This is a genomic window from Bacillus sp. 0909A, from assembly GCF_036765115.1.
GTDB classification, from domain to species: domain Bacteria; phylum Bacillota; class Bacilli; order Bacillales; family Bacillaceae; genus Bacillus; species Bacillus mojavensis.
In genome coordinates, this window is the sequence record NZ_JBAIZU010000002.1 from 98,945 (window position 1) to 125,442 (window position 26,498).

At 42.7% G+C, this 26,498-nt stretch carries 25 protein-coding genes; 4 read left to right on the forward strand and 21 right to left on the reverse strand.

The window, feature by feature from the left end; translation table 11 throughout:
- Positions 1 to 56: 56 nt before the first annotated feature.
- Together V6D42_RS05755 and V6D42_RS05760 are read right to left on the reverse strand one after the other, a co-directional pair.
- Entirely contained in the window at positions 57 to 764 is a 708-nt protein-coding gene (locus tag V6D42_RS05755) for a poly-gamma-glutamate hydrolase family protein (protein ID WP_333512645.1), read from the reverse strand.
- A 285-nt stretch (positions 765 to 1,049) separates the two neighbouring features.
- Entirely contained in the window at positions 1,050 to 1,283 is a 234-nt protein-coding gene (locus tag V6D42_RS05760) for a hypothetical protein (RefSeq protein ID WP_333512646.1), read from the reverse strand.
- 221 nt (positions 1,284 to 1,504) lie between these two features.
- On the opposite strand from V6D42_RS05760, the gene V6D42_RS05765 reads away from it, so the two are divergent.
- Complete coding sequence (locus V6D42_RS05765; RefSeq protein ID WP_333512647.1) at positions 1,505 to 2,833, forward strand: S8 family peptidase; 1,329 nt, start codon at positions 1,505 to 1,507, stop codon at positions 2,831 to 2,833.
- Between the two features lie 147 nt (positions 2,834 to 2,980).
- Positions 2,981 to 3,340, forward strand: coding sequence for a hypothetical protein (locus V6D42_RS05770; protein ID WP_010334324.1), 360 nt, complete (start codon positions 2,981 to 2,983; stop codon positions 3,338 to 3,340).
- Positions 3,341 to 3,688: 348 nt separating this feature from the next.
- On the opposite strand, the gene V6D42_RS05775 is transcribed toward V6D42_RS05770, so the two are convergent.
- A complete protein-coding gene (locus tag V6D42_RS05775; protein ID WP_333512648.1) occupies positions 3,689 to 4,294 on the reverse strand; it encodes a TetR/AcrR family transcriptional regulator in 606 nt (201 codons plus the stop codon).
- A 119-nt stretch (positions 4,295 to 4,413) separates the two neighbouring features.
- On the opposite strand from V6D42_RS05775, the gene V6D42_RS05780 reads away from it, so the two are divergent.
- Both V6D42_RS05780 and V6D42_RS05785 read left to right on the forward strand, forming a co-directional pair.
- Positions 4,414 to 4,971 carry a hypothetical protein gene (locus tag V6D42_RS05780; protein ID WP_268506043.1) on the forward strand — a complete coding sequence of 186 codons (558 nt, stop codon included), beginning with the start codon at positions 4,414 to 4,416 and terminating at the stop codon, positions 4,969 to 4,971.
- Between the two features lie 318 nt (positions 4,972 to 5,289).
- Complete coding sequence (locus V6D42_RS05785) at positions 5,290 to 5,676, forward strand: YrvL family regulatory protein (RefSeq protein WP_442893209.1); 387 nt, start codon at positions 5,290 to 5,292, stop codon at positions 5,674 to 5,676.
- Between the two features lie 41 nt (positions 5,677 to 5,717).
- Here the strand turns inward: V6D42_RS05785 and V6D42_RS05790 are convergent, their stop codons facing one another.
- The 18 genes from V6D42_RS05790 to V6D42_RS05875 form a co-directional block, all read right to left on the reverse strand.
- Positions 5,718 to 6,455, reverse strand: a complete 738-nt coding sequence (locus V6D42_RS05790) for a CPBP family intramembrane glutamic endopeptidase (RefSeq protein WP_333512650.1) — start codon at positions 6,453 to 6,455, stop codon at positions 5,718 to 5,720.
- Positions 6,456 to 6,697: 242 nt separating this feature from the next.
- Entirely contained in the window at positions 6,698 to 8,581 is a 1,884-nt protein-coding gene (gene mutL, locus V6D42_RS05795) for a DNA mismatch repair endonuclease MutL (RefSeq protein WP_333512651.1), read from the reverse strand.
- A gap of 14 nt (positions 8,582 to 8,595) precedes the next feature.
- Positions 8,596 to 11,172: a DNA mismatch repair protein MutS gene (gene mutS / locus V6D42_RS05800; RefSeq protein ID WP_333512652.1), complete on the reverse strand. Its 2,577-nt coding sequence runs from the start codon at positions 11,170 to 11,172 to the stop codon at positions 8,596 to 8,598.
- Positions 11,173 to 11,303: 131 nt separating this feature from the next.
- On the reverse strand, positions 11,304 to 11,849 hold the full coding sequence (cotE, locus tag V6D42_RS05805) for an outer spore coat protein CotE (RefSeq protein WP_003231833.1): 546 nt from the start codon (positions 11,847 to 11,849) through the stop codon (positions 11,304 to 11,306).
- A gap of 253 nt (positions 11,850 to 12,102) precedes the next feature.
- Positions 12,103 to 12,534 (reverse strand): RicAFT regulatory complex protein RicA family protein, encoded by a 432-nt coding sequence (locus V6D42_RS05810; RefSeq protein ID WP_333512653.1) that lies wholly within the window; start codon positions 12,532 to 12,534, stop codon positions 12,103 to 12,105.
- A gap of 1 nt (position 12,535) precedes the next feature.
- Complete coding sequence (gene miaB, locus V6D42_RS05815; protein ID WP_168747880.1) at positions 12,536 to 14,065, reverse strand: tRNA (N6-isopentenyl adenosine(37)-C2)-methylthiotransferase MiaB; 1,530 nt, start codon at positions 14,063 to 14,065, stop codon at positions 12,536 to 12,538.
- A 143-nt stretch (positions 14,066 to 14,208) separates the two neighbouring features.
- Entirely contained in the window at positions 14,209 to 15,387 is a 1,179-nt protein-coding gene (locus V6D42_RS05820) for a glycine C-acetyltransferase (RefSeq protein WP_333512654.1), read from the reverse strand.
- A 13-nt stretch (positions 15,388 to 15,400) separates the two neighbouring features.
- Positions 15,401 to 16,444, reverse strand: coding sequence for an L-threonine 3-dehydrogenase (gene tdh, locus V6D42_RS05825; protein WP_333512655.1), 1,044 nt, complete (start codon positions 16,442 to 16,444; stop codon positions 15,401 to 15,403).
- A gap of 263 nt (positions 16,445 to 16,707) precedes the next feature.
- Complete coding sequence (gene spoVS, locus V6D42_RS05830) at positions 16,708 to 16,968, reverse strand: stage V sporulation protein SpoVS (protein WP_003154135.1); 261 nt, start codon at positions 16,966 to 16,968, stop codon at positions 16,708 to 16,710.
- A 199-nt stretch (positions 16,969 to 17,167) separates the two neighbouring features.
- Positions 17,168 to 17,962 carry a 2',3'-cyclic-nucleotide 2'-phosphodiesterase gene (gene ymdB / locus V6D42_RS05835; protein ID WP_333512656.1) on the reverse strand — a complete coding sequence of 265 codons (795 nt, stop codon included), beginning with the start codon at positions 17,960 to 17,962 and terminating at the stop codon, positions 17,168 to 17,170.
- A 61-nt stretch (positions 17,963 to 18,023) separates the two neighbouring features.
- Positions 18,024 to 19,586: a ribonuclease Y gene (gene rny, locus V6D42_RS05840; RefSeq protein ID WP_010334309.1), complete on the reverse strand. Its 1,563-nt coding sequence runs from the start codon at positions 19,584 to 19,586 to the stop codon at positions 18,024 to 18,026.
- A gap of 286 nt (positions 19,587 to 19,872) precedes the next feature.
- A complete protein-coding gene (locus V6D42_RS05845) occupies positions 19,873 to 21,051 on the reverse strand; it encodes a serine hydrolase domain-containing protein (protein ID WP_333512657.1) in 1,179 nt (392 codons plus the stop codon).
- A 160-nt stretch (positions 21,052 to 21,211) separates the two neighbouring features.
- On the reverse strand, positions 21,212 to 22,258 hold the full coding sequence (gene recA / locus V6D42_RS05850; RefSeq protein WP_010334307.1) for a recombinase RecA: 1,047 nt from the start codon (positions 22,256 to 22,258) through the stop codon (positions 21,212 to 21,214).
- Between the two features lie 172 nt (positions 22,259 to 22,430).
- On the reverse strand, positions 22,431 to 23,681 hold the full coding sequence (locus V6D42_RS05855; RefSeq protein ID WP_029441276.1) for a competence/damage-inducible protein A: 1,251 nt from the start codon (positions 23,679 to 23,681) through the stop codon (positions 22,431 to 22,433).
- 18 nt (positions 23,682 to 23,699) lie between these two features.
- Positions 23,700 to 24,281, reverse strand: a complete 582-nt coding sequence (gene pgsA / locus V6D42_RS05860; RefSeq protein ID WP_010334305.1) for a CDP-diacylglycerol--glycerol-3-phosphate 3-phosphatidyltransferase — start codon at positions 24,279 to 24,281, stop codon at positions 23,700 to 23,702.
- A 49-nt stretch (positions 24,282 to 24,330) separates the two neighbouring features.
- Entirely contained in the window at positions 24,331 to 25,245 is a 915-nt protein-coding gene (gene rodZ / locus V6D42_RS05865; protein ID WP_442893194.1) for a cell shape determination protein RodZ, read from the reverse strand.
- An 18-nt stretch (positions 25,246 to 25,263) separates the two neighbouring features.
- On the reverse strand, positions 25,264 to 26,055 hold the full coding sequence (locus tag V6D42_RS05870) for a DUF3388 domain-containing protein (protein ID WP_333512658.1): 792 nt from the start codon (positions 26,053 to 26,055) through the stop codon (positions 25,264 to 25,266).
- A gap of 129 nt (positions 26,056 to 26,184) precedes the next feature.
- Positions 26,185 to 26,442 (reverse strand): DUF3243 domain-containing protein, encoded by a 258-nt coding sequence (locus tag V6D42_RS05875; protein WP_029441274.1) that lies wholly within the window; start codon positions 26,440 to 26,442, stop codon positions 26,185 to 26,187.
- Between the last annotated feature and the right edge of the window lie 56 nt (positions 26,443 to 26,498).

Genomic DNA, 26,498 nt, shown 5'->3' on the forward strand with positions numbered 1-26,498 from the left:
AATGGATTCCATTTCAGTCTACTGATCTTCCTTGATTTTGTCCTCTGATTTGCTTATTAGGAATATTCTTTTTCAAGTACATGTTTTATCGCGCGAACATAAGAGTAGAATTCACTGGTTTTCGTGTATTTCCTATCTTTATAGTAAAAATCATCAAAAAAGGATTCTCTCTGTTCACGGCTGATTTCCAGCTGGATACTCAGCCCGGTTTCCCCCTGGTTATTAATGTTATCCGCACTTAATCCTGCAAGGCCGCTTTGAGAGGGCGCTAATTCGGCGGAAAACCCTCTTTTTTCAAGAGCTCTGACAATCATTTTCGCCCGCTTACGGTCTGTGCCTCCGACAAGTGTATTTTTCTTTTCTCCTTTATATCCGTGAAAAGCGACAACGTACTGGTGCTCCTTAATCTTCTCTTTAGCCAATGGCTCATCAAAGTTGGTGCTTGTAATGTGCAGCGTTTGATTATCATGTGACTTTAAGCCCTCAAACAGGTAAGTCGAGTAGTCATTGTTGAAATAACGCACAAGCTCACTTACTCCGCCTTCAATTCTTCCGCCGTGCGGAGACATGATTAAAACTTTGCTCCCTTTTTTCTCTTGATAAGAAATATCATAATCGGCAGGGTCCTCATTCTCTGCCAGGCTGCTGAAATTTGAATATGTATCCGGCTGGTTAGATGGTTCAGGTTCTAATGAGTAATGAACATATCTTATGAATAAGACTATGGCTAAGACGAATATGACATTTAGTAAAAATCTTCTCATGTTAAACTCCTTTCACAAGAATGGCAAGGTTCATTATATGAGGTGTAGTCAATAGGTTTTATCTTACCATTGTATACACTATATCATCAGTGAAAAAGTTCCCGGTTTCAAAAAATCAATTGAATGTCACATTTATCAGCGGTTATATACAGATATCAGTGAAAAAAGATTGAGAGGAAAAACAAAAAAGGTAGGAACAACCTCACTTGGTAATTAAATGTATAGAGGAATAAGGAAGGTTTTACTAAAAATCAGGCTGTCCGGGATGCTGAAGCGGACAGCCTGTTATAGTCCTGCGAACCGGAGTTCTTGCTTCCTTGTTCGCGCAAAGTCACAGGAGAGGATAGAGTCTAATAAAAACGTTCTGATCTGATGGTTCGTAAAACAAAAAGCTTTAATTTGTGTATTGCTTTTCTGCCTGACGATAATCGTTCTTTTTGTTATGGTGCCGTCTTTCTTCATATATATAATGCTGATCGGTATTTGATCTTCCAAAGACCGGCGTAAGAAAATATTCATACGATCTATTGCTCCCTCCTGTTTGATATATAAATTATAATACGAACAAACGTTCCTTTTCAATGCCCAATGATTAACAGTACACATGATTCTTTCGTATCAGATTCAAAAGATTCATAAAAACAAACTCTTGTCCGCCTCCTCTAAAGGACAAACAAACTTACCAAACATACGATCCACTCATAGAGTATACAGAGAACTTCATAATAGGAGGAAAATCGATGTTTGGCTACTCTATGGTACAAATGGTGAGAGCAAACGCTCATAAGCTTGATTGGCCGTTGCGGGAAAGCGTCTTGCAGCTCTACAAGCCCTTCAAGTGGACTCCTTGCTTTTTGCATCAGTTTTTTGAAACAAAATTAAATAACAGAAAAAAAATGTCGGTCATCATAGAATTCGAGGAAGGCTGCCATGAGGCAGGCTTTCAAATGACGGGACAGGTTTTGCAAAAAGAAAAACGCAGCAAGCTAAAAAAACGTTTTAACAAAATCAATTGCTGCAGCGCAGAGGTTACCCCTTCAGCATTGCATTCTCTTCTTTCTGAATGCAGCGATATTCGCAAAGTGTATTTAAACCGCGAAGTCAAAGCGCTTCTTGACGCAGCAGCCGAAGCAAGCCATGCAAAGGAAGTCGTCAGAAACGGGCAAACCTTAACAGGTAAAGGCGTTACAGTCGCAGTCGTCGATACAGGAATCTACCCGCACCCTGACTTAGAGGGAAGAATTATTGGCTTTGCCGATATGGTAAACCAAAAAACAGAGCCGTATGATGATAATGGACATGGCACACACTGCGCAGGTGATGTCGCAAGCAGCGGCGCGTCGTCTTCCGGCCGTTACCGCGGCCCTGCACCGGAAGCCAATTTAATTGGAGTAAAAGTGCTGAACAAACAAGGTTCAGGCACGTTAGCGGACATTATTGAAGGCGTCGAATGGTGCATTCAATATAATGAAGACAATCCTGATGAACCAATTGATATTATCAGCATGTCCCTTGGCGGCGATGCGCTGCGTTATGACAATGAACTGGAAGATCCGTTAGTCAAAGCAGTTGAAGAAGCTTGGAACGCCGGGATTGTCGTCTGTGTTGCTGCCGGAAATTCAGGCCCTGATCAGCAGACAATTTCAAGCCCTGGTGTAAGCGAAAAAGTCATTACTGTCGGTGCGTTTGACGATAACAATACAGGAAGCAGCGAAGATGATACAGTCGCTTCTTTTTCAAGCCGGGGACCGACTGTATACGGGAAAGAAAAGCCCGATATTGTAGCGCCGGGCGTAAACATCATTTCCCTTCGCTCACCGAATTCATATATCGATAAGCTGCAAAAATCAAGCCGTGTAGGGACTCAGTATTTTACAATGTCGGGGACATCAATGGCAACGCCGATTTGCGCGGGAATCGCCGCCTTAATACTCCAGCAAAATCCAGACCTAACACCGGATGAAGTAAAAGAGCTGCTTAAAAATGGGGCCGATAAATGGACAGGCGAAGACCCGAATATTTACGGTGCCGGAGCAATAAATGCCGAGAAAGCTATTCCTGGTGAATAAGATTTCATGATCTTCGTGGACACTGCTGGTTCTTTATAAAAAGGGTTAGCAGTGTTTTTTTAGCGTACATAAGCCGCTATATCCGCAGAGTGTAAAACATAAAACAATTGGGAATAGTACAGTATAGATCAAAAGGAGGAATGACTGATGACACTCAACAACACTGAGCTTTCCGAATGGTTGAGAGAGCGGATCGGCCAGACGCTTGATATTCGAAAAGGCGAGCTGACCAATAACCAAGACGAGATTTCAGATTTGGATCAGATTGTTCTTCACCTTCAAAAAGTGGGCATACGCAGCACAAACCACCCTGACGACTACGTTGCAAATGACGAACTCGTCCTGGAAGGCGAAGGAACAACCTTTACTGAAGCTGGAGACGTACCGCTTCCGCAGAACGCTTATGAAATTCCTTTATTAGGAGATATTCACATTCACCAAGAAAATGGCGGATTGAAGGTACTGACTGATCGTGCGGTATATACTATTGATGTACAAAACAAATGAAGAAACTTTCACCTGTCGAAAGAATACAGCGCCTTTGAAATTGCCCAAAAGGCGCTTGTTTGCATGGAATCATTTCCTTACCCGCAAGCCGATATTTTCGTTATGTTTAAAGGTAAAAGTATATTGTAATTCTGTTATGAGTATACAAAGATCGTATGTACCGCATAAGTAACCATTTTCACCATACCTATCAATATGAAGTTCTTTCATTCTCTCTTCCATTCCCAGTTACCAAACGGAATGCGGCCGTTCCATTCTTCAATTCATTCTTGCAGTTACGCTTGATTCTCATAAAAAAAGTTATTCTTTTTGGAGACATGTCCATTCAGAATAACTTTTTGCAGTGACCTATTCACTCTTGGCTGAATCATCAACGCATATAGATTGTAAATGCTGCATAATAACACGTTTGATCCGTTCTTTATTCACACGGCGAGGGTCAAACATCGCATGTAAAGCCAAACCATCGATTAAAGCGTACAGCCTCTCTCCTTCTATTTCTTTATCAGCATGTTTTTGCAATAAATGAAGCTGGTCCAAGTAGTCGATCAGAATTCGAATTGCTTTGTAAATCTCATCATGTCCCGCATCAAACATATTGTCTTTATGTCTCGCATAAACAGTAAAAGCAAACCATACCTCCATCTCTCTAATCGTTTCAGCATTTGTCGGGACAATTTCAAGCAGTATGTGTAACACTTTTTCTTTAGGCGGCAAATCATGGGCAGCAATTTCATTAATGCGAGCTGTCACCTTTTCTTTCACAAGTTTCATTGCAAAAACAAGCAATTCATCCTGAGTTGAAAAATAATGGCGAAGCGCACCTAATGACAGTCCTGCTTCCTTGGCAATGTTTCTGACTGAGGCCCCCTCCATCCCTCGTTCTAAAATCACCCGCCATGTCGCTTCTGCAATGTGTTTTCTTCTTTTTTCATGGTCTATTTGTTTTGGCATGTCTTTATTTTACCAAGAAAAAAATCGGAGAGCAATTTTTATAATACAGTTGTTTTATAAAAACGCAGATGGTAAAATCATATTAAATAATACAACTGTATTGGAAAGAGGGGAACAGATTGAACAGCGTTGCTTGGATGATTGTCTTCTGCGAAATAGCATTTTGGGTTGTAATCGTGTTAGGCCTTGTCGTACGCTATCTATTCAAACAAGATAAATTAGGGCTGCTTCTTTTTGCCTTGACCCCTGTCATTGACCTGATTTTGTTAATAATGACGTCCGCGGACTTATACCGCGGAGCCGTTGCGACTACTGCACACGCGATTGCGGCAGTGTACATTGGCGTATCGATCGCTTTCGGCAAGCAAATGATCCAATGGGCGGATGAAAAATTCCGTTATTATGTAACAAAGCAAGGCTCAAAACCGCTTGTGCGCTATGGAATGGATCATGCGAAACATTATGCGAAAAGCTTGATCAGACATGTGCTCGCTTATCTTATTGGTGCCGGGCTGCTGGCCGGAATGATTTATTTTATTGATGATGCTGCTCGAACCGAAGCGCTGAGCAGTATTTTAAAGGTATGGACAGTGATTCTGGGCATTGATTGCCTGATCACCGCCAGTTATTTTATCTGGCCGAAAAAAGCGAAAGCTTCGAAGAATCTCAAAAGTTAAAATTAGTCTCGCTAAACAATCCTTTTTCAAATAGAAAAAGGATTGTTTCACTTTTGTAAATATATGTTACACTTTATGCAAGTCATCTAGATAAGGAGCTTATATGAAAAAAGCCTCTGCTTTCTCAGTATACCTGTCGGATTTTCGTTTTTTCATTAGGCACTTGCCTAGGAGTACATATTCTGTTTCTATTAATAATGGTATATTCGGATGAGTTCCGCTGTATTGTGAATCATTAACATATAAGGAGTGTAATACGTGAGCCAGAAAGAACATGACACGCCATTTAAAGACTTAAAACCAAGCTCAAAAATAACAATGATTGTATCCATTGGCCTCCTTATCACAATTGCAGTTGCTGTGATCTTCGGCGGTTATTTCTTCGGCATAAAAGGGCTATTTACCATCCTCGGCATCACATACGATTCCAATCAAACCTTATTGTTTTTTATATTGGGATGCTTTGCTGCCGGACTGGTCATAGATCCTCTAACAAAAGTCGTTTCTCTGATCATGATCCATTCACTTTCTATGAGAAAAACAGCACTTTTCACATTTGTCCTTTATTTTATCGCTAATCTTATAACGATTTGTTTAGTAGATTACTTTATGGATTCTATTTATATTCCGGACGCTTTACTCATTGTCATATCAGCATTTATAGCGTTGACTGAACTAGCATTTGATCATCAGCCTAAATCATAGCCCGATAAAAAACCGCTTGTGATTGATTCATTCAAGCGGTTTTATGCTTTAAAGACATTCTCGTCGCCTAACTTTCCTATATAGTCAACGAGAAAGTGTAAAACAATAAGAGGAATGATGGAACCTAGAATGATAGAAAGTGAACAAAACAAAAACCCAAAACATGACGTCCTCACAACCCCCTGCCAAAACCCTTGATACGTGTGGGCTAATCCAAATATCAGAGAGGCAGCAAGGACCACAATCCAAATTGAAAGTGAAGGAAATAAGGCTGGCAGAGCAAACAGCAAAAATCCTCTGTAAATCAACTCCTCCGTTATCCCCGCAGTTAAAGAAACATAATTCCATATTCTTTTTTCCTTCAAGGTTATCGGCAATATGTCACCAATATCAGATTTCTTCATTTCTTCAGCTTTTTTCTTGGACAAATCATGTTTTACCTTTTGGCTGCACCAATAGCCGATGATACAATACAGAACAAGCACAAAATAGAGAAAACCCAGCCCTAGAAAAATATAAGAGGCAAATGAACCGAGCGTTCCGGTATGAATGGCCGGTATCGTTATCCCCATTTGTTTGAGAGACAAATCGGTGCATACAGCTAAAGTGAGTATAAACAAAGCTGGAACCCACAAGCCGACCATTACATCTTTGTAATATTTTATCTTTGCACTTTCGCTTCTTTTCATATTCTGTTTAAACTTCTGAAAATGATAAAACCCAAAAATCGGCTCATAGGTTAACAAAAACACAATGACAATCCAAAAAACGATCTCCATGGTATACCGCCTTCCTCTATAAGAGTAAAACGTATTAACATATCAAGAGCCGTTTAAACACCTTGCAGTATTACGACGACATCCTCTTCTGCAGTAAATGTACTGAACAATGCACAGCCAAGATACACTAAAAAGTAGAATTGCGATTGCACTTTGTTTTGACCTGAAAATGATGATAAGTTTTTAAAAAAGCCCGCTTAAATTGCGGGCTTTTATCCTAACGTAAAGGCATTGAACATTTATTACATCACACGCTTAAACATCTTTTCCATCTCATACGTGGAATGATGAATCATAATCGGGCGGCCGTGCGGGCATGTAAATGGGTCTGATGTGCTGCGGAGATCGTCCAGAAGCGCTTTGATCTCGTCGTTTCTGAGGTGGCGGTTTGCTTTGATGGAACCTTTGCAGCTCATCATAATCGCCGCTTCTTCGCGCAGTTTTTTGATATCAATGTTTTTCGAATCGAGCACCTGCTGAATGATTTCTTCTATCAGCTCGGCTTCTTCTCCTTTTGGAAACCAAGCCGGGTGGCAGCGGACGATGTAACTGTTCGAGCCGAAAGACTCTAAAAAAACACCTACGCTTTCGAGTTCTTGTTGATGCTGTTCGATAATGAGTGCCTCGTTCGTAGAATAATGGAACGTGAGCGGCACAATCATGTCCTGCACCTCAGGTTCAACTTCGCCGACCTTTTCACGGAAGTATTCGTATTTGATACGCTCTTGGGCTGCATGCTGGTCGATAATATATAAGCCGTTTTCGTTTTGCGCCAATATATAGGTCCCATGCATCTGACCGATCGGGTACATGATCGGAACACGTTCAGATGATGTCTGCTGCTGTTCCTGAGAGGGCTCCTGTTCGAATGCTTCAGGCCATTCTTCTAAGACAGCAGGCTCTTCCATCCTTTGTTTCGTTTCAGCCACAGAATGAGTTTCAAGCTGCTCTGAAGGCAATTCGTCTTCTATCTCAACTGGTTCTTTGACAACTGAGCTGAGTTTCATTGGTGAATACGAAGGCACAGGCGCTTTTTCCGGTATTTTTCTTTCAGCAGGCTTTTCATCAAAGGTTATGAACTGCTGCTCATTTTTGATGACAGGTGCTGATTTTTTCGGGAGCTGGGCACTCGGTATTAGCTGTTGGTGTTTAAATACATCTTTTATGCCGTCACGAATTAAGTCGTGCAGCTCTGTTTCCTTGCTGAGCCGTACCTCAAGCTTCGAAGGGTGCACGTTGACATCAACTAAAATCGGATCCATGGTGATTTCTATAAAAGTGATCGGATGGCGCCCGATTGGCAGAAGTGTGTGATATCCTTCGTGCACAGCCTTGACGAGCGGGAAATTTTTAATATAACGGCCATTAATGACAGATGACATGTAATTTCTTGATGCCCGCGTAATCTCTGGCAGCGCGATATATCCCTTTACTTCAAAATCCAGTGAGCTGACATGAAGCGGCAGCATTTTTTTAGCGACAGCCGTACCGTAAATCGCGGCAAGGACATGGCGCACATCTCCATTTCCGTTCGTTTGGAGAAGGTTTTTTCCATGATGGCGAAGGCGGATTGATACCTCTGGATGTGCCAGCGCAATCCGATTGACCACATCCGTAATATTCCCAAGCTCTGTATGAACGGTTTTCATATATTTCAAGCGGGCTGGTGTATTAAAAAATAGATTGGAAACGACAATTTCGGTTCCCTTTCTGCTTGAGGAACGCGATTCAGAAATGATGTTTCCGCCTTGAAGCATGAGCTTTGTCCCCGCTCCTTCTCCCGTGCTTGTCGTAATTTCCAGATGGGAGACTGACGCAATACTCGGCAGTGCCTCTCCCCTGAATCCAAGCGTTCTCACTCTGAATAAATCATTTTCATCTTTTATTTTACTTGTTGCGTGGCGGCGGAAGGCACGCTTGCAATCATCATTTTCCATTCCTTCTCCATTATCCAGAACACGAATGGATGCAAGACCGGCTTCCTCAATGTCGATTTCAATGACTGTGCTGTCAGCATCAATGGCATTTTCCACCAATTCTTTAACGACTGAGGCGGGCCGTTCCACAACCTCACCCGCCGCAATTTTATTTGAAAGTTCATCTGACAGCTGGATGACTTTTGCCACATTCATCACCCCGTTTAATGTAATTTCTTTTGCAGCTTGTACATTTCATTCATCGCTTCCAGCGGTGTCATATCAAGTATATTCAGAGATTTAAAGACATCAAGTACTTGCTTTTCTTTTTTAGAAAGCTTTGGTGATGCAGCCGGTTTATCCGATTCGCCAAAGAAGGACAGCTGTGCCGGCTCTTCTTTCACCTCATGTTTCTGCACCGGCACTTCCGGTTTGTTCCCTGAATGCTCAAGTTCTTTTAGAATGTCTTGAGCGCGTGAAATCAGATCTGCCGGCAGCTCTGCCAGCTGGGCGACGTGGATACCGTAGCTTTTGTCAGCTGCCCCTTCTTTAATTTGATGAAGAAAGACAACCGTTCCATTATATTCCTCAGCACGAACATGGACGTTTTTCAGCTGCGGAAGCTTTTCTTCAAGAACCGTCAGTTCATGATAGTGCGTACTAAACAGCGTCTTGGCGCCGATATGGTCATGAACATATTCAATAATCGCTTGCGCAAGGGCCATGCCGTCATATGTGGACGTTCCCCGCCCGATTTCATCAAACAGAATGAGGCTATTTTTTGTTGCATTTACAATCGCATTTTTGGCTTCAAGCATTTCCACCATAAATGTACTTTGTCCGGAAATCAAATCATCCGCCGCGCCGATTCGGGTGAAAATTTGATCGAAAATCGGAAGCATAGCTTTTTTCGCGGGCACAAAGCAGCCAATTTGCGCCATAATGGAGATGAGCGCGATTTGTCTCATGTATGTGCTTTTCCCCGACATGTTCGGACCGGTAATGAGCAACATCTGTCTGTTGTCACCCATCACACAGTTGTTAGGCACGTATTCCTGGCTATCCATTACTTTTTCAACAACCGGGTGTCTGCCCTCTATGACCTCAACTTCATCTTTAGAAAACTCAGGTTTCGTGTAATGACGATTTTCACTGATTGTCGCAAAGCATTGCAGCGCATCGAGCTCACTCATCTGTTTGGCAAGCTGCTGCAAACGCGGAATATACAATTTCACTTTCTCACGCAGCTCAGTGAACAGCTCGTATTCCAGCTCGCAGATGTTATTTTCCGCTTCCAAAATGAGCGCTTCTTTTTCTTTTAATTCAGGTGTAATGTAGCGCTCTGCATTCGTTAGCGTCTGCTTCCGTTCATAGCGCCCTTCTTCAAGCAGGTGCAGGTTCGCCTTTGTCACTTCAATATAATAACCAAATACTTTATTGAAACCGACCTTTAATGACCGAATGCCTGTATATTCACGTTCCTGCTGTTCAAGACGGGCAATCCAGTCTTTCCCGTTTCTGCTTGCATCGCGGTATTCATCTAGCTTTTGATTGTACCCGTCTTTGATCAGGTTTCCTTCTTTTACTGATAATGGAGGGTTTTCGTACAGAGCTTCTTCCAGTAATGCTAGAACATCACCGCACGGGTCAATCCGCTCCGCACGTTCCTTCGCTTTCTTATGAGCCAGTGAAGCAACAAGCTGTTTAATGCCGGGCACTTGCTTTAATGATTCCTTCAGCTGCATGAGATCCCGTGCATTGACATTTCCGAATGCCACACGGCCTGCGAGGCGTTCTAAATCATAGACTTCCTTTAAACGTTCACGCAGATCCTCCCGTTCAAAGAAATGAGACATCAATGTTTCTACCATTTCCTGGCGCTCTTCAATTTGATTCACTCTGATAAGCGGACGGTCAATCCACTGTTTCAGCAGCCGCCCTCCCATCGCTGTTTTTGTTTCATCAAGCAGCCATAGCAGGGAGCCTTTTTTATTTTTTGAACGGATCGTTTCGGTCAGCTCCAAATTTCGCTTGGAGTATAAGTCGATTTTCATGGCTTCTTCAAGCTCATACACTTGTACAGGCTGAAGGTGATCTAAGCTCCGTTTCTGAGTCCTTTTCAGATACGTATATAAACGGAGAAATGTTTTCGTTATGTCCTGGTTCTGTAAATGCTCAATAATCTGAACGTGCTCATCCGTTTGCCCATCTTCAATTGAAATGGTAGCACCGCACCGCTCCTTCAGCTGAGCAATCGTCTTTTCGTCAAGGCTTCCCGATACGACAATTTCCCGAGCGCCAACTGAATAAATTTCTGATATGACGTCTTCCAGCCGTTCAATTAAAACAGCCAAATTTTCACCCGTTGTTAAATCGGACAGGGCCAGTCCGTATCCATTTGAGCATGACGAAACTGATGCAATAAAATTGTTTTCTGACTCATGGATGCCTTTTCCATCCATTACAGTTCCGGGCGTAATCAGCTGAACGACTTCACGTTTGACGACGCCCTTTGCAGCCTTTGGATCTTCGGTCTGTTCGCATATGGCTACCTTGTATCCTTTTTTAATAAGCTGCTCAATGTATGCCGAAGCAGAATGATATGGAACACCGCACATCGGTATTTTTTCAGCGGCGCCTCCATCTCTGCTTGTTAACGTGATTTCCAGCTCTTGTGACGCTTTTTTAGCGTCTTCAAAAAACATTTCGTAAAAATCACCGAGACGAAAAAATAAAAAGGCATCCTGATGCTCTGCCTTTATTTTTAAATATTGCTGTATCATAGGCGTATAAGTAGCCATTGTTTAATCCCTCACTATGTATCAACGTTTCTATTTGCCAGCCTTCATTATAACATAAACAGAAAATGTTAAAAGAATGATATGTCTATATAAAAAAGAGACTTGGGGTACCGACTCCCCTAGTCTCTTTTTTATTCTTCAGGATCTCCAACTAAAAATTCAGGATTGATGTCCTCCAGCTCTTCATCAAGTTCGTCTTCCCAGTCCTCTTCGTCATCCTCTTCCCAATCAGGATTTACTTCTACAACAACCTTTGTTTCCCCTACCACTTCCGCCAAAAACTCTCTCTCTGCTTGCACAACAATTTTATTGCCATTTGGTGAAATGGTCACTTCAAGACAGTTTGGCTGCTGAAGCACTTTTGCAATCACTTCATGCTCATCATCTAAGTAATTGTTATCTCTGTATCTGAGTTTAATCACATCCACGTACTTCACTCGTTCTGTGACAACCTCTGTTTTTGTATTGTCCGCATAAGAGTACCATACGTTTATATCATAATACCCTTCAATTTCTACGGTTTTTCCGATTTTTTCTGCGTCATATTTGTGATTGATAATCCAACCGCCCAAAATGCTGCTCGGTTTTTTCTCAGGGGAGATGGTATTGGTGCACTGTGTGAATTTTCTGCCTTTCGCTACTACCGCCTTCGTGATAATTTCCCTGTATTCAGACATTCCGGCATGCCTCCTTGTTCTTCTTCGTGTTATCTTATGCTGGGCATTCGTCTAGTGTGCATTTTTATAAATAAAATATAAAAATACAAAGTTTCTGTTCCATTGTATGCAGGGGTGCCTAGAAACTTTACTTATAAGTGCGATAAAGTTTATTTGGCTAAGGCGGCAAAACATATTGAATATTTAGTACATAGTTTATTTAGTTCTTTTATAGTTCAACATAAAAAAACACGGGCCTGAAAAGGCACCGTGTTTAAAGAGAACAGCTGTTATTTGAATGTTTCAACTTCGAGCCGGTTTCTCCTTTTAGAAGATCGCCTCCGGTTGATGCAATGATTTCGTTTGTGACCTGGTTGGAAATGGTGGTTGCCACGAGCTGCAGAAGGTCATTCACCTCAACCTGAGAGTCTCTGAATTCCTGGATGACAGGAATGTCTTCAAGTTCCTCTTGCAGCGCATCAATTTTCTCTTCTACTTGTTTGAGCGCTTCGAGTTTTTGGTAATGCTTCAGATTAACGGCTTGTTTTTGCAGGGCTTTAATCTGATTAATGATTACAGACACTTTTGCGTTCTCATTAATTTGCGCTTCAGCACGTTTGAAAAAATCAACCTCTTCGGTTTCAGAGATCATTTTTGCAAGGTTTCGTGCTTGCTGCACAATGTCTTTTTTAGAGTAGAGCGTCATCTTATTTCACCTCGATTGCTTCTCCTACCATCTCTCCGTCAAGCGACCACGTTTTCGCTTGCTGGATTTTCACGCGAACGATTTTGCCGATCGCTTCCTTTGGTCCTTTGAAATTCACAAGCTTGCTTTTTTCAGTGTAGCCGGCAAGAACCTCAGGGTTGTTTTTGCTTTCGCCTTCAACTAATACTTCGACAACCTTGCCTTCATATTCCTTCATTTTTTTAGCAGAAATTTCATTAACCAATGCGTTCAGACGCTGCAGGCGTTCTTTTTTCACTCTCATCGGAACGTTATCTTTCATTTTTGCCGCAGGTGTGCCTTCACGCGGAGAGTAAATGAACGTATAGGCGCTGTCAAATTCCACTTCACGGTATAATGACAGCGTTTCTTCAAACTGTTCATCCGTTTCGTTAGGGAAGCCGACGATAATGTCAGTTGTTAAAGAAGCGTTTGGCATAGCCGCTTTGATTTTTTTGACGAGCTCCATGTAACGCTCTCTGTCATATTTGCGTGCCATCAGTTTCAAAACCTCTGAGCTTCCTGATTGGACCGGCAGATGAATGTGATCGAGCAGATTTCCGCCTTTTGCAAGCACCTCAATGAGATGATCGTCAAAGTCACGCGGATGACTCGTTGTGAAACGGATTCTCGGGATATCGATTTTGCGCAGCTCATCCATTAAATCACCAAGGCCGTAGTCCATATCTTCAAAGTCTTTTCCGTACGCGTTTACGTTTTGGCCTAAAAGTGTAATTTCCTTATAGCCTTCGCTTGCAAGTCTTCTTACTTCCTGAATGATCTCTTCCGGACGGCGGCTTCTTTCTTTTCCGCGTGTATACGGTACGATGCAATACGTACAGAACTTGTCACAGCCGTACATAATGTTGACCCAGCCCTTAATTTTTCCGTTGCGGACTTTCGGAAGGTTTTCTATGACGTCGCCTTCCTTGGACCAAACTTCTATGACCATTTCTTTTGAAAGGTATGCTTCAGACAATAGCTCCGGCAGACGATGGATATTATGCGTCCCGAAAATCATATCGACAAACGGATGTTTTTTCAAAATCCTGTTAACGACTGATTCCTCTTGTGACATACAGCCGCAAACGCCTAAGATAAGATCCGGGTTATTTTTTTTGAGTGCTTTTAAGTGTCCAAGCTCACCGAACACCTTGTTTTCCGCATTCTCACGGATTGCACATGTATTTAACAGAATGACATTGGCATCGTCAACAGAGTTTGTCGCTTCATAGCCAAGAGCCATAAAGATCCCTGCCATTACTTCTGTATCATGTTCGTTCATTTGGCAGCCGTACGTCCGGATATAGAATTTTCTTCCTTCACCCATGCCTTTGAATTCTTCAGAAATTTTAAAGTCATTATGATAAGTAACGGCTTCTTTGCCGCGTTTTTTCGCATCTTTTAAAGAAGGCGGAATGTAGACAGCTTCAAAGTACTTGCTGTAATCCTTCTCGGATTTTTTGTCCGATGGATTAACTTGTCCGCTCTCTAATTTTTGCTTTTCATTCATATGATATTTCTCCTTTCAAACCAAACTTCCACCCTCCAGTATAAAGGTTATTGAAGCTCCGCACAACTGGCAACCTATCATTGTACACTCATTGAGAATAATAATCAATAAGGAATGAAAGGGAGAAGAGTGTTCCCTTCTCCCTACAATAGCTGAAGCTCCTTTGCTGCCTTTTCGATGGCATCAAGCGCCTGATCCAGTTCTTCTTTGGTGTGCTCGGCTGTCAGAATCGTACGTATTCTGGCTTTTCCTTTTGCAACAGTCGGGAAAACAATGCTTTGTGCAAAAACACCTTGAGACAGGAGCTGATCAGAAAATTGCTTCGCTGCCCCCTCATTACCTATTAAAATAGGCAAAATCGGCGTTTCGCTCTGCGTGAGAGTAAAGCCCATTTGGATAAGCCTTGATTTAAAATAATGAGTATTCTCCCACAGACGCTCCATATGCTCCGGCTCTTCCAGCAAGACATCAATTGCTTCCATACAAGCTGCAGTTACAGCCGGAGGATGTGACGTGCTAAATAAAAACGGACGGCCTTTATGACGCAAGTAGTCGATTAACACCTTTGAACCGGCAACGTACCCCCCTAAGACTCCGATTGCCTTGCTTAACGTTCCAACCTGAATATGAACCCTTCCATCAAGACCGAAATGATTTACCGTCCCTCTGCCGCTTTCGCCAAGCACTCCGGATGCGTGGGCGTCATCCACCATCACAAAAGCGTCATATTTCTCAGCGAGCTCCACAATGTCAGGCAAAGGAGCAATATTGCCATCCATTGAAAATACACCGTCAGTGACAATCAAACGCATCCGGTAATTCATTGATTTTCTCAGCACCTTCTCTAAATCAATCATATCCACATGCTGATAAACTTTTTTATCCGCCTTTGTCAATCTGATTCCATCGATGATAGAGGCATGGTTTAATTCATCGGAAATGACAATATCGTCTTTTGAAAGAATGCTGGAAAGCACACCTTGGTTTGTTGTAAAGCCTGATTGAAAGACAAGTGCCGCCTCTGTTTTTTTAAAGGCTGCCAGCTTTTTCTCCAATTCTTGATGCATGGTAAACGTTCCGGCGATTGTTCGGACTGATCCGGTACCGGCTCCAAATTGCTGAGCAGCCTCCTGTGCAGCTTTGATGAGTCTTGGGTGTGAAGTAAATCCGAGGTAATTATTAGAAGAAAGCTGAATGACTTTTTTATGATTCACTGTAACAGAAGGGCCCTGCATTGATTCAACCTGTTTAACGTCTTGCCATGTATGGTTTTCTTTCATTCTTTCAAGCTCTGCTTTTAGAAACTCAAATTCTTTTGTCATGTTGATCCCCCTTTTATGGAATTAAAATAACCTTCCCACACTGTCCGCTTCTCATCAGTTCAAACCCTTTCTCAAATTCTTCTAATGGAAACTGATGGGTAATAATAGGCGATAGATCCAGTACGTTTGATCCAAGCAATTGTGAAACCTGCCGCCATGTTGTAAACATCTTTCTCCCTGTGATCCCTTGGATGGTAAGGCCTTTAAACACGACTTTATTCGTCAAATCGATGGTAACGGGATGTTCCGGCAGACTGAGAATATGAAATCTCCCGCCATTTGCAGCCATTGCAAGGCCTTGTGCAATAGCTGCAGGGTGACCCGACATCTCACAAACGAGATCAGCGCCTTCTCCCTCTGTTAAAGCGCTTACAATTTTGAGCGGATCTTCTTTTTCGATGCAGACCGCCGTTGTGGCACCCATTTGTTTGGCGAGAGCTAATCTGTACTCATTTTTGTCAATGGCGACCACCTGCGCTGCACCTGCTGCTTTTGCGACCGCTACCGCCATAAGTCCGATCGGCCCGCATCCGATAATGGCAGTCGTTCCTCCGGCGTTCTGACTCTCAAGAACTGTATGAACGGCATTTCCTAAAGGCTCTTGAATGGAAGCGATTTCCGGGTCCATATCCGCGGGGTTCTTCCAAACGTTTTCGGCCGGCACTTTGACATACTCCGCAAAACAGCCTGCAGTGTCCACTCCGATAATGGCCGTATTTTTACACACATGAGGCTTTCCTGTTAAACAAGGGACGCATGTGCCGCATACAATGTGCGTTTCCGCAGAAACATACTCCCCGATTTTTACACTGCTGACATTCTCGCCTACAGCCTCGACAATCCCGCTGAACTCATGGCCGAAGACACAAGGAGTTTTTATTCTCTGCCGTGCCCATTGATCCCAATTATAAATATGCACATCTGTGCCGCAAATGGAAGCTGCCTTAACTTTTATAAGAACTTCATGCTTATCGATTTCAGGAATGGGAACTTCAGCCAGCACAGCGCCGAAAGCACCGTGTTTTTTCATTACAGCTCTCATCTTTCCACTCTCCATGTACAATCCTCCTTTAAAAGTCTTGTTATAACCGGATTGTACCATGATCTGGAATCATCGTAAACAGCTGTGTCCTCACAGGAAAGACAAAAGTATCCGTCTTGAAAAATGGGCTGAATTTTTTTCAAAAAAAATCGGAATGCTTTTTACACGTGACATATGGTTCATTAATATTATCAAAATACTATTGAGAGAAAATATCACAATAAACGAAAAACAACCTGCTTGCATGATGCAAACAGGTTGTGAATACTTTATTTTTCTTAGCGAGGCTCCACAATTAATTTAATCGCTGTTCTTTCTTCACCATCGATCTGAATATCAGTAAAAGCTGGAATACAAATCAAATCAACCCCGCTCGGCGCCACAAATCCTCTGGCAATTGCCACAGCTTTAACAGCTTGATTTAAAGCACCCGCTCCAATTGCTTGAATCTCGGCGGCCCCGCGCTCTCTTAACACACCTGCAAGCGCACCTGCCACTGAATTTGGACTCGATTTTGCTGAAACTTTTAAGATTTCCATTTCTGCTCCCCCTTAGTTTTACAATGGATAAGTGAGTGTTCATTAGAACAATCATTATTAGATGTTGCTATCCAAAAAGCCATCCCCACAATGCTTTTCAAAAATAGCGGGCTACCTTCCATTTTTACTATATTCACTAAGGAGTTGCTATATTCCTGCTTTTCTTTTTAATATTTTTATAAAATAACCATGTGATCAATTATTCAAAGAACATGTGATCATCATTGATTAAAATACGTTCAATTTTAACGGCCTTTTTCGTTTGATCATCTATATCGATGACAACTCCGCTTAGGGTTGTTTTTCCTTCAGCGACAGTAAAGCGCACAGGAAGGTTTGTTTTGAAACGCTTGATAATCGTTTCTCTGTCCATCCCCAGTATACCGTCATATGGACCGGTCATTCCTACATCCGTAATATATGCCGTACCCTTCGGCAAAATGCGGTTATCCGCTGTTTGCACATGAGTGTGAGTTCCTACTACAGCAGATGCCCGTCCATCCGTATACCAGCCGAGTGCGAGCTTTTCACTTGTCGCTTCCGCATGAAAGTCGATAAAAATGTACGGTGTTCTTTTAGCAGCTTCGGCAATTAATTCATCCGCTTTTAAAAACGGATCATCGAGCGGCGGTAAAAACGTACGGCCTTGTAAGTTTATAACGGAAAGTTCTTTACCGTTTGCTTTCACATATGTGATCCCTTTCCCCGGTGTGCCCTCCGGAAAGTTTGCGGGACGAACTAAGTTCGGGACATCGTCGATAAAATCGAAAATTTCTTTTTTGTCCCATGTATGGTTTCCCATCGTGATCGCATCCGCGCCAGACTGTATTAAACTGTGATAGATTTTTTCTGTTAAGCCTTTTCCATGTGCGGCATTTTCGCCATTTATAATAGTAAAATGCGGCTTGTATTTTGTTTTCAGCTTGGGCACATACTCTTTTACCATGTCGCGGCCCGGTGACCCGACAACATCTCCGATAAATAAAATTCTCATTTTGTAAATCCTTTCTATTCCTCAGCCGTCAAAAAAATAAAGTGATGCTTAGCGCATCACTTTATTTTGCATACTCTACGGCTCGAGTTTCTCTAATGACTGTCACTTTAATATGACCTGGATAATCGAGCTCGTCCTCAATTCGTTTGCGGATATCTCGCGCCAGGCGATGGGCTTCAAGATCATTTATTGAATCCGGCTTCACCATAATACGCACTTCACGTCCAGCCTGAATCGCAAATGATTTTTCAACACCTTCGTAGGACTCAGAAATTTCTTCGAGCTTTTCAAGTCTTCGAATGTAGTTTTCGAGCGTCTCACTTCTCGCGCCAGGTCTTGCAGCGGAAAGCGCATCTGCTGCAGCTACCAGCACAGCGATAATGGAAGTCGGCTCCTCGTCCCCATGGTGTGATGCAATACTGTTAATTACGACTGGGTGCTCTTTATATTTAGTCGCAAGCTCGACTCCGATTTCAACGTGGCTTCCTTCTACTTCATGGTCAATCGCTTTTCCGATGTCATGAAGGAGTCCCGCCCGTTTCGCAAGCTTTGCATCTTCTCCAAGCTCCGATGCCATCAGCCCGGCCAAGAATGCGACTTCCATGGAATGCTTAAGCACATTTTGACCGTAGCTTGTACGGAACTTTAAGCGGCCGAGAATCTTGATCAGATCTGGGTGGAGGCCGTGAACGCCAACCTCAAATGTCGTTTGCTCACCCATCTCACGAATGTAGTCATCGACCTCGCGGCGAGATTTTTCAACCATTTCTTCAATCCGTGCCGGATGAATACGGCCATCCTGAACGAGTTTATCAAGAGCAATCCTTGCTGTTTCACGTCTGATCGGATCAAATCCGGACAGAATGACAGCCTCAGGGGTATCATCGATAATCAGGTCAATACCTGTCAGCGTTTCAAGCGTACGAATGTTACGCCCTTCCCGGCCGATGATACGTCCTTTCATCTCATCATTTGGAAGATTGACAACTGATACCGTTGTTTCGGCAACGTGGTCCGCTGCGCAGCGCTGTAAGGCGAGTGAAAGAATGTTTTTCGCTTTTTTATCCGCCTCTTCTTTCGCACGGTTCTCAGTTTCTTTTGTCATGATGGCGATGTCATGTGAAAGCTCGTTTTCAACCCGGTCAAGAATGATTTGTTTCGCTTCGTCACGAGTCAGACTCGAAATTCGTTCCAACTCTGACTGCTGCATACGAATCATCTCATCCACTTTGCTTTCCATCTCTTCAATATGTTGTTGTCGTTCATTCAGAGAATGATCTTTCTTCTCCAACATCGCTTCCCGTTTATCAATTCCCTCATGTTTACGATCAAGGTTTTCCTCCTTTTGGAGTAAACGGTTTTCTTGTTTTTGAAGCTCATTTCGTCTTTCACGAACTTCTTGTTCAGCATCTATTCGAAGTTTGTGGATTTCATCCTTTGCTTCAAGCAGAGCTTCTTTTTTCAGTGCTTCAGCATCACGCTTTGCATCTTCAAGAATTTGCTCGGCTGCACCGCGTGCGCCTGCAATTTTCGCTTCGGCAATGGTTTTACGAACATAGTAGCCAACAACTAAACCGAGTAGAATCAGCAAAATGGAGATGAGAACCATCATAATTGGGGTCATACTTTCACCTCCTCTTGCTATGAACTTGGTTGTTGCTCAAAATAAGTGTCGGCATGTACATTGTCTAGTTTTCTCAACATACAGAACCTTCACAGGGAATGAAAGTTTCATCGCCCTTGTCAAGTTTAAATGGTTTAACAATCATGTTAAAAAAACAAATGTTACAACTTCATTGTAATTGTGTCGGAAATACTTGTCAAGCTTGCCAGCTTAACGTTTGCCGAGCCGCCCCCATTTACCGTGCCGAACATGAATCCGCCTATCTTTTGAAAAAACAGATCGTAAATTACTGCTGATTTAGAAGCTGGTATATTTTATTGTTCACTTGTCCAAGTTTAGCGTTATTTTGAATATTTGACAACAAAACAACAACGGTTTGTCCGGATTTGCTGAAGCTGTTCAATACGTTAAAGCCAGGCATGACTCCGTGGTTTGAGTAGCTTCCGGGAGCAACATAAAACCCCATTCCGTATGTGGAACTGCTTCCTGGTGTGAACATTTTTTCATAGCTTTCTTGCGAATAAAGCTTGCCGTCTATCAGCGCTTTGTCAAATTTGTACATATCAGCAGCGCTCATATATATATCGCCTGCTCCATAAAGCTGAGATAAATCGGGCATATACGGTGTAATAGTCCTGCTGCCTTTCAGCTTGTAGCCGACAGCTGGATAAGGCTGCTTATCGTATGACTTGTAAAAACCCGAATGTGTCATCCCCGCAGGCTTAAAAATATGATTGGTTATGTATTGTTCATAAGACTCGCCGCTCACTTCAGCAACAAGATAAGCGAGAACTGAATAGTTAGAATCCTTATAATCCCACATTCCAGGCTGACGTTTGATTCCTTGCTGCTCTATGTTTTTTATTAAGTCATCAGGAGTGATCGCGCCATTCCCTTCAACATGTCCGTTTATTCCCGATGTATGAGTAAGCAGATTCTTTAATGTAATATTCTTTCCGTTGGGAAAATGGGGTAAATACGTGCTGACCGGATCACTTGTCTGGAGTTTTCCTTTTTCCTCAAGCTGCAGAATAGCGGTTGCTATTAGCGCTTTTTGTGATGATCCGATATAAAAAGTTGTCGCAGGATTGTTTTTTATGTGATGCTTGCGGTCCGCATAGCCAAAACCTTTATTTAATTCGACTTCTCCGTTTCTGACGATCATGGCTGTCCCGCTGAAGCCGATCTCTTTTAAATAACTGCTGATTTTTGGATTGCGGTCCACTGTTTTGATTTGTTCCTCTGTTTTTTTGGCTTTGTTTTTCTTCTGATCAGCTTGCTTCTGACCGGTATCAGAAACCGCCGCAGCTTCTTGAGATGGTTCGGCTTCTTTATCCTCTCGATGAACGGCATTCCAAATCGTGAAACAAATGATTGCGGCCAACATACCAAACAAAAGTTTGCCTCTTTTATTTAGTTTTCTGCGTCTACGCTTCGCAGTTCTTCTGCGAGTGGGGCTTGTCATTCATTTTATCCTCCCAATCTAATATCAAATGCACACGTTTTGTTAGACGTATGAAGCACTATAAAAGTTGTTAAAAAAAGCAATTTTTTTATCATTATTTTGCAGAAAAAAGGCAGAGTTTGCACTCTGCCTTTTTTATTATTTCAAATTCATTTTATTTTTATTCTTCAAATTCGAGTTCTTCCTGTGTCTCTTCCGCCTGCTGCTGTACTACTCCGTTATTATCTAAGCCGTAATGTTCACGAATTTGCTCCTGAATCATCAGCATGATATCTTTATTTTCTTTTAAGAATTGCTTGGCATTTTCACGGCCTTGGCCAAGACGCTCTTCTTCATAAGAGTACCATGAACCGCTTTTTTGCACGATATCAAGTTCAGTTCCGAGATCAATGATTTCGCCTTCTTTTGAGATACCTTCTCCATACATAATATCAACCTCAGCTGTACGGAACGGAGGAGCTACTTTGTTTTTCACGACTTTGATTCTCGTTTTATTCCCCATAACGTCGTTGCCTTGTTTCAGCTGTTCAGCACGGCGTACTTCAAGACGAACGGAAGAGTAGAATTTCAGCGCACGGCCGCCGGGAGTCGTTTCCGGGTTTCCGAACATAACGCCGACTTTTTCACGAATTTGGTTAATGAAAATCGCGATTGTCTTCGATTTGTTGATAGCCCCTGAAAGCTTACGAAGCGCTTGAGACATTAAACGCGCCTGCAAACCGACATGTGAATCTCCCATGTCGCCTTCAATTTCCGCTTTCGGAACGAGCGCCGCTACAGAGTCGACAACGACGATGTCAACTGCACCGCTTCGAACCAATGCTTCTGCAATTTCAAGCGCCTGCTCGCCTGTATCTGGCTGAGACAGTAAAAGCTCTTCGATATTGACACCGAGTTTTTGTGCGTATACCGGGTCTAGCGCATGCTCCGCATCGATAAACGCAGCTTGTCCTCCCTGCTGCTGAACCTCAGCAATGGCATGGAGCGCCACAGTTGTTTTACCTGAGCTTTCAGGACCGTATACTTCAATAATCCGTCCGCGGGGATACCCGCCTATTCCCAGTGCCGTATCAAGAGCGAGGGAGCCGCTTGGAACAGTAGAAATTCTTGTATCTGTCTTTTCCCCCAGTTTCATAATAGAACCTTTGCCGAACTGCTTTTCTATTTGTTTAAGAGCCATATCTAAGGCTGCCTGACGATCACTCATTCTATTTTTTCCTCCTTTATGTTACCACTACATATACTATACCCTGTTTGAAGGGATTTGCCAAGAAAAAAGCGAACGCATATTCGGATTTTTTCTTGGCCTGATTTCTACCAAAATATCATAATGAGCCGGAGAAATCATGTTTTTTGAGGAGGATAGTGTGCTGAAAACATTATTTTTGCTCTAACAGTTTTAAAATTAAATGGCAGCCATATTTAGCAGCACGTTTTCTAATTCCTGTTCTGGAGCCCGCAAAGTGAAATTCGTGAACCTCTTCTTTTCCATTTGCAGAAATACCGATAAACACATGTCCAGGTGCATGGCCTTCTTGGGTATCAGGGCCGGCAACACCGGTAAAGCTAATGCCAATATCGCTTCCAGTGAGCTGCTGAACACCCTTTGCGAGCTCAGATGCACATTGCTCGCTGACTGCGCCGAAACGGTCCAATGTTTCCTTTTTGACGCCGAGCACATTTTGCTTCACTTCGTTTGAATAGCAAACGACGCCGCCGGAAAACAACGCTGAAGCGCCGCTAAGGTCTGTCAGCCATTCAGAAAACAGCCCGCCGGTAAAGCTTTCTGCGGCAGAAAGCGTGATGCCTTTTTCCTTACATGCTTTAGATAGCTCTTTCACAAGCGATGTATCGTCGTAGCCATAGAAAAATTCACCGACACGTTCTAAAATAACGGCTTCTGTTTCTTTTAACAAACGCTCTGTTTCTTTTTCATCGGCATGTTTCGCTGTCAGGCGCAGCGTCACCTCTCCATCCGCTGCCAACGGGGCAATCGTCGGGTTCGTCTGTGCATCAATGATATCTTCTAAATCAGCTTCTAGCTGAGATTCGCCGATACCGAAGAAGCGAAGAACCGTTGACACAATTTTTTCATTCGAGCCCATCTTTTTAAGAAGAAGCGGTTTAGCCTCATTTTCAAACATCGGACGCAATTCACTCGGCGGTCCGGGAAGAAGCATATAAAAGCGTGAATCATGCTCTGTAAGCATTCCCGGCGCCATTCCAAAGTGATTTGCCAGTACGTCAGATCCTTCGATTACAAGCGCTTGTTTTCGGTTATTAGGTGACATCGTGCGTTTTGTTCGTTTGAAATAATCCTCAATGGATTGAAATGCCTCATCATTTAAAACGAGCGGGCGTCCCAGCACATTAGCTATCGTTTCTTTTGTTAAATCATCTTTTGTCGGTCCGAGCCCTCCTGAAAAAATAATAAAATCAGAGCGCTCTTCAGCAATGCGGATGACCTGCTTCAGCCGCTCCGGATTATCACCGACTGCTGTATGGTAGAATACGTTTACTCCGATTTCTGCCAGCTGTTTGCTGATAAATTGAGCATTTGTATTGGCAATCTGACCAAGCAAGAGCTCTGAACCTACTGCAATAATTTCTGCTTTTTTTGGAAATTCCATCACGTATGTCCTTCTTTCTTAGTTAGATGTTTTTAGCGCTTCCCAGTTTTTAGCGAAATAGTCCCACCCTGATACAACGGTAAAGAATACGGCTACCCATAACGCCAGGTCAGCGAACGGAAATGACACAAGCTCAAACGGAAGATTGTGAAGAAGCAATGCAGATACTGCTATAATTTGTGCCCAGGTTTTAATTTTACCAAGCATATTCGCAGCTACTACTTCTCCCGTTCCGGCTAATACAAGCCTTAAACCTGTTACAGCAAACTCCCGGCTGATAATCACAATGACCATCCAAGCGGGAGCAAGATCAAATTGCACAAGGATAATTAACGCTGCCGATACGAGAAGTTTGTCCGCAAGCGGATCGAGAAATTTCCCAAAGTTTGTAACAAGGTTCAGTTTGCGGGCATAATAACCATCTATCCAATCTGTCGTCGATGCAATAATAAACAAAATAGCGCCCGCTAAGTGTGTGACCGGAATGGATTCGTCTCCAAATTCGAGCCTGCCCCAGTCAAACGGCGCCAGCATGATAATCATGAAGATCGGGATTAATGCAATTCTTGCTAGTGTGATTTTATTCGGTAAGTTAAACATAAAGCCCCTCCAATTTCATACTCGGACGTGAAGAAAAGTCATCTGGTGATTAAGATGACTTTTCTTCCTTTTTATTTACAATCTTTATTGTTTGTGCCATTACTTCTTTAGGATCAAGTTTATACGACAGAACCTCACCGTTGATTTTTATTTTCAGGTTAGGTGCATATCCTGTGCGGATTTCAACTTGTTTCTGGTCAGTTATGTCTTTCTTATACGTTTCGTCTTTTTTCAGTGTACCCTCTTTGAGAGAGCTGCTGTTTTCATCGCGCACTCGAATCCAAGAGCTGTCTGAAGCCTTCAGCTCAAGCTCGATTTTATCGGCGCCGGACACTTCATACGTTGTTACAGATCCTTCAGTGCCAGTTGCTTTCAACTCTAGTTTGTTACTGTCACTGTCTTTTTTTCTATCTTCTTTGTCTTTCGTTTCTTTTTTTGTGTCTGTCTCTTTTGCAGAGCTGTTCGTTTGATTCTCTTTCAGCGTCGAATCCTTAGGGATTTCATACTTGCTTTCACTTTTCGTGATTGATTTTTCTGATGCCGCGTTGCTATTATCATCGTTTTTATGATTCGCAAACTGAATTATAGCGTAAACAATGGCAATTACGACAATCACGCCGAGAATCACAAGTATTGTAGGCAGCAATTCCAGCGCTTTAGAAGCAGGCTTTGGCATTTCCTTCTGCATATTCATACCGGAGATTTTTTCAGACACATCGTCATGATACGTATTCGGGATATCTTTTTTATACTCTTCAAACAATTGGTCAGCATCAAGCCCGACGGCTTCCGCATATTGTTTGATGAAAGCCCGGACATAAAACTTACCCGGAATAATGTCATAATTTCCTTCCTCCAAGGCGGTTAAATACCTTTTTTGAATCTTAGTTGCCGCTTGGAGATCATCCAATGACATTGCTTTTTCCTCTCTGGCTTCTTTCAGCCGGATTCCTAGTTCAGTCACAACAAACACCTTCCAATTTTAAAAATCAAAGCTTGAAAACCCGGGTTGATCAAACATTTGGGGTTCTTCAGCATGTTCATATGTAATAACCTCATCAGGATCATTTCTCAGTTCAATAATATAATCAAAGTCATCTAGTGTATACTCTGTATTTTGAACGAATATGTCCGGATGCTCCACCACTTTTGTAGCAGGCAGCCTCATGATTTCCCTCACCAGCTGCAGATGGCGTTCAGACCCTCTTCTTGTCGACACAATCCCGTCAATGATAAAAACATTTTCAGTGCTGTATTCATCGGCAATCAGCTGGCTTCTGATTGTTTGTTTCAGCAAGGTAGATGACACAAACAGCCACCTTTTGCTGGCGCATACGCTGGAAGCTACAATTGACTCCGTTTTCCCGACGCGCGGCATTCCCCGGATCCCGATTAATTTATGGCCTTCTTTTTTGAACAGTTCGGCCATAAAATCGACTAATAGCCCCAGCTCGTCCCGTTCAAAGCGGAATGTTTTCTTATCATCGGCATCCCTCTGGATGTACCGGCCGTGTCGCACGGCGAGACGGTCGCGAAGCCTTGGTTCCCTCAGCTTCGTTACTTTAATTGTTTCCATCGTTTTTAAGATTGATTCTAATCGTTTAATTTGATCTATATGGCGGCACCTGAGCAGCATTCCCCTTCTGGAAAGATCGACGCCGTTTATCGTTACGATGTTAATAGAAAGCATCCCGAGAAGAGATGAAATATCCCCGAGCAGTCCGGGGCGGTTCACTTGAATTTCATATTCAAAATACCATTCGAGCTTTGCCAAATGATATACCCCCTTCATTGTGGCAAATTTTTACCTTCCTTTATCATAAAGCATTTTTCTCTAATTAGAAAGAAGAATGTTGCTATGATCAGTAAAACATAAAAAAGAGAGGAAGAATCTCCTCTCTTCTTAATGAGTGCTGTTATTTTCAACAAGCTTAACCATCATATTGGCAATGGCATGCTGTTCTTCTTTAGATGCTACGCTCCAAAGATCTGCCAGCACTTTTTCCTGCTCGTTCTTAGAATCCACTTCATTAGCCAGGTAACCGCCGATTTCTGTAGCAAGGTCAGTGATGGTGTCCTGACTCATGCCTTTATCTTGCGCATAGTTCAAACGATCACCAAGGAAATTCTTCCAACTATCCCAGTTTTCTAATACTGACATGTGAGTTTCCTCCATTTCATGTGAAGTTACAAAATTATTTTGTCCTTCTTAAAAGA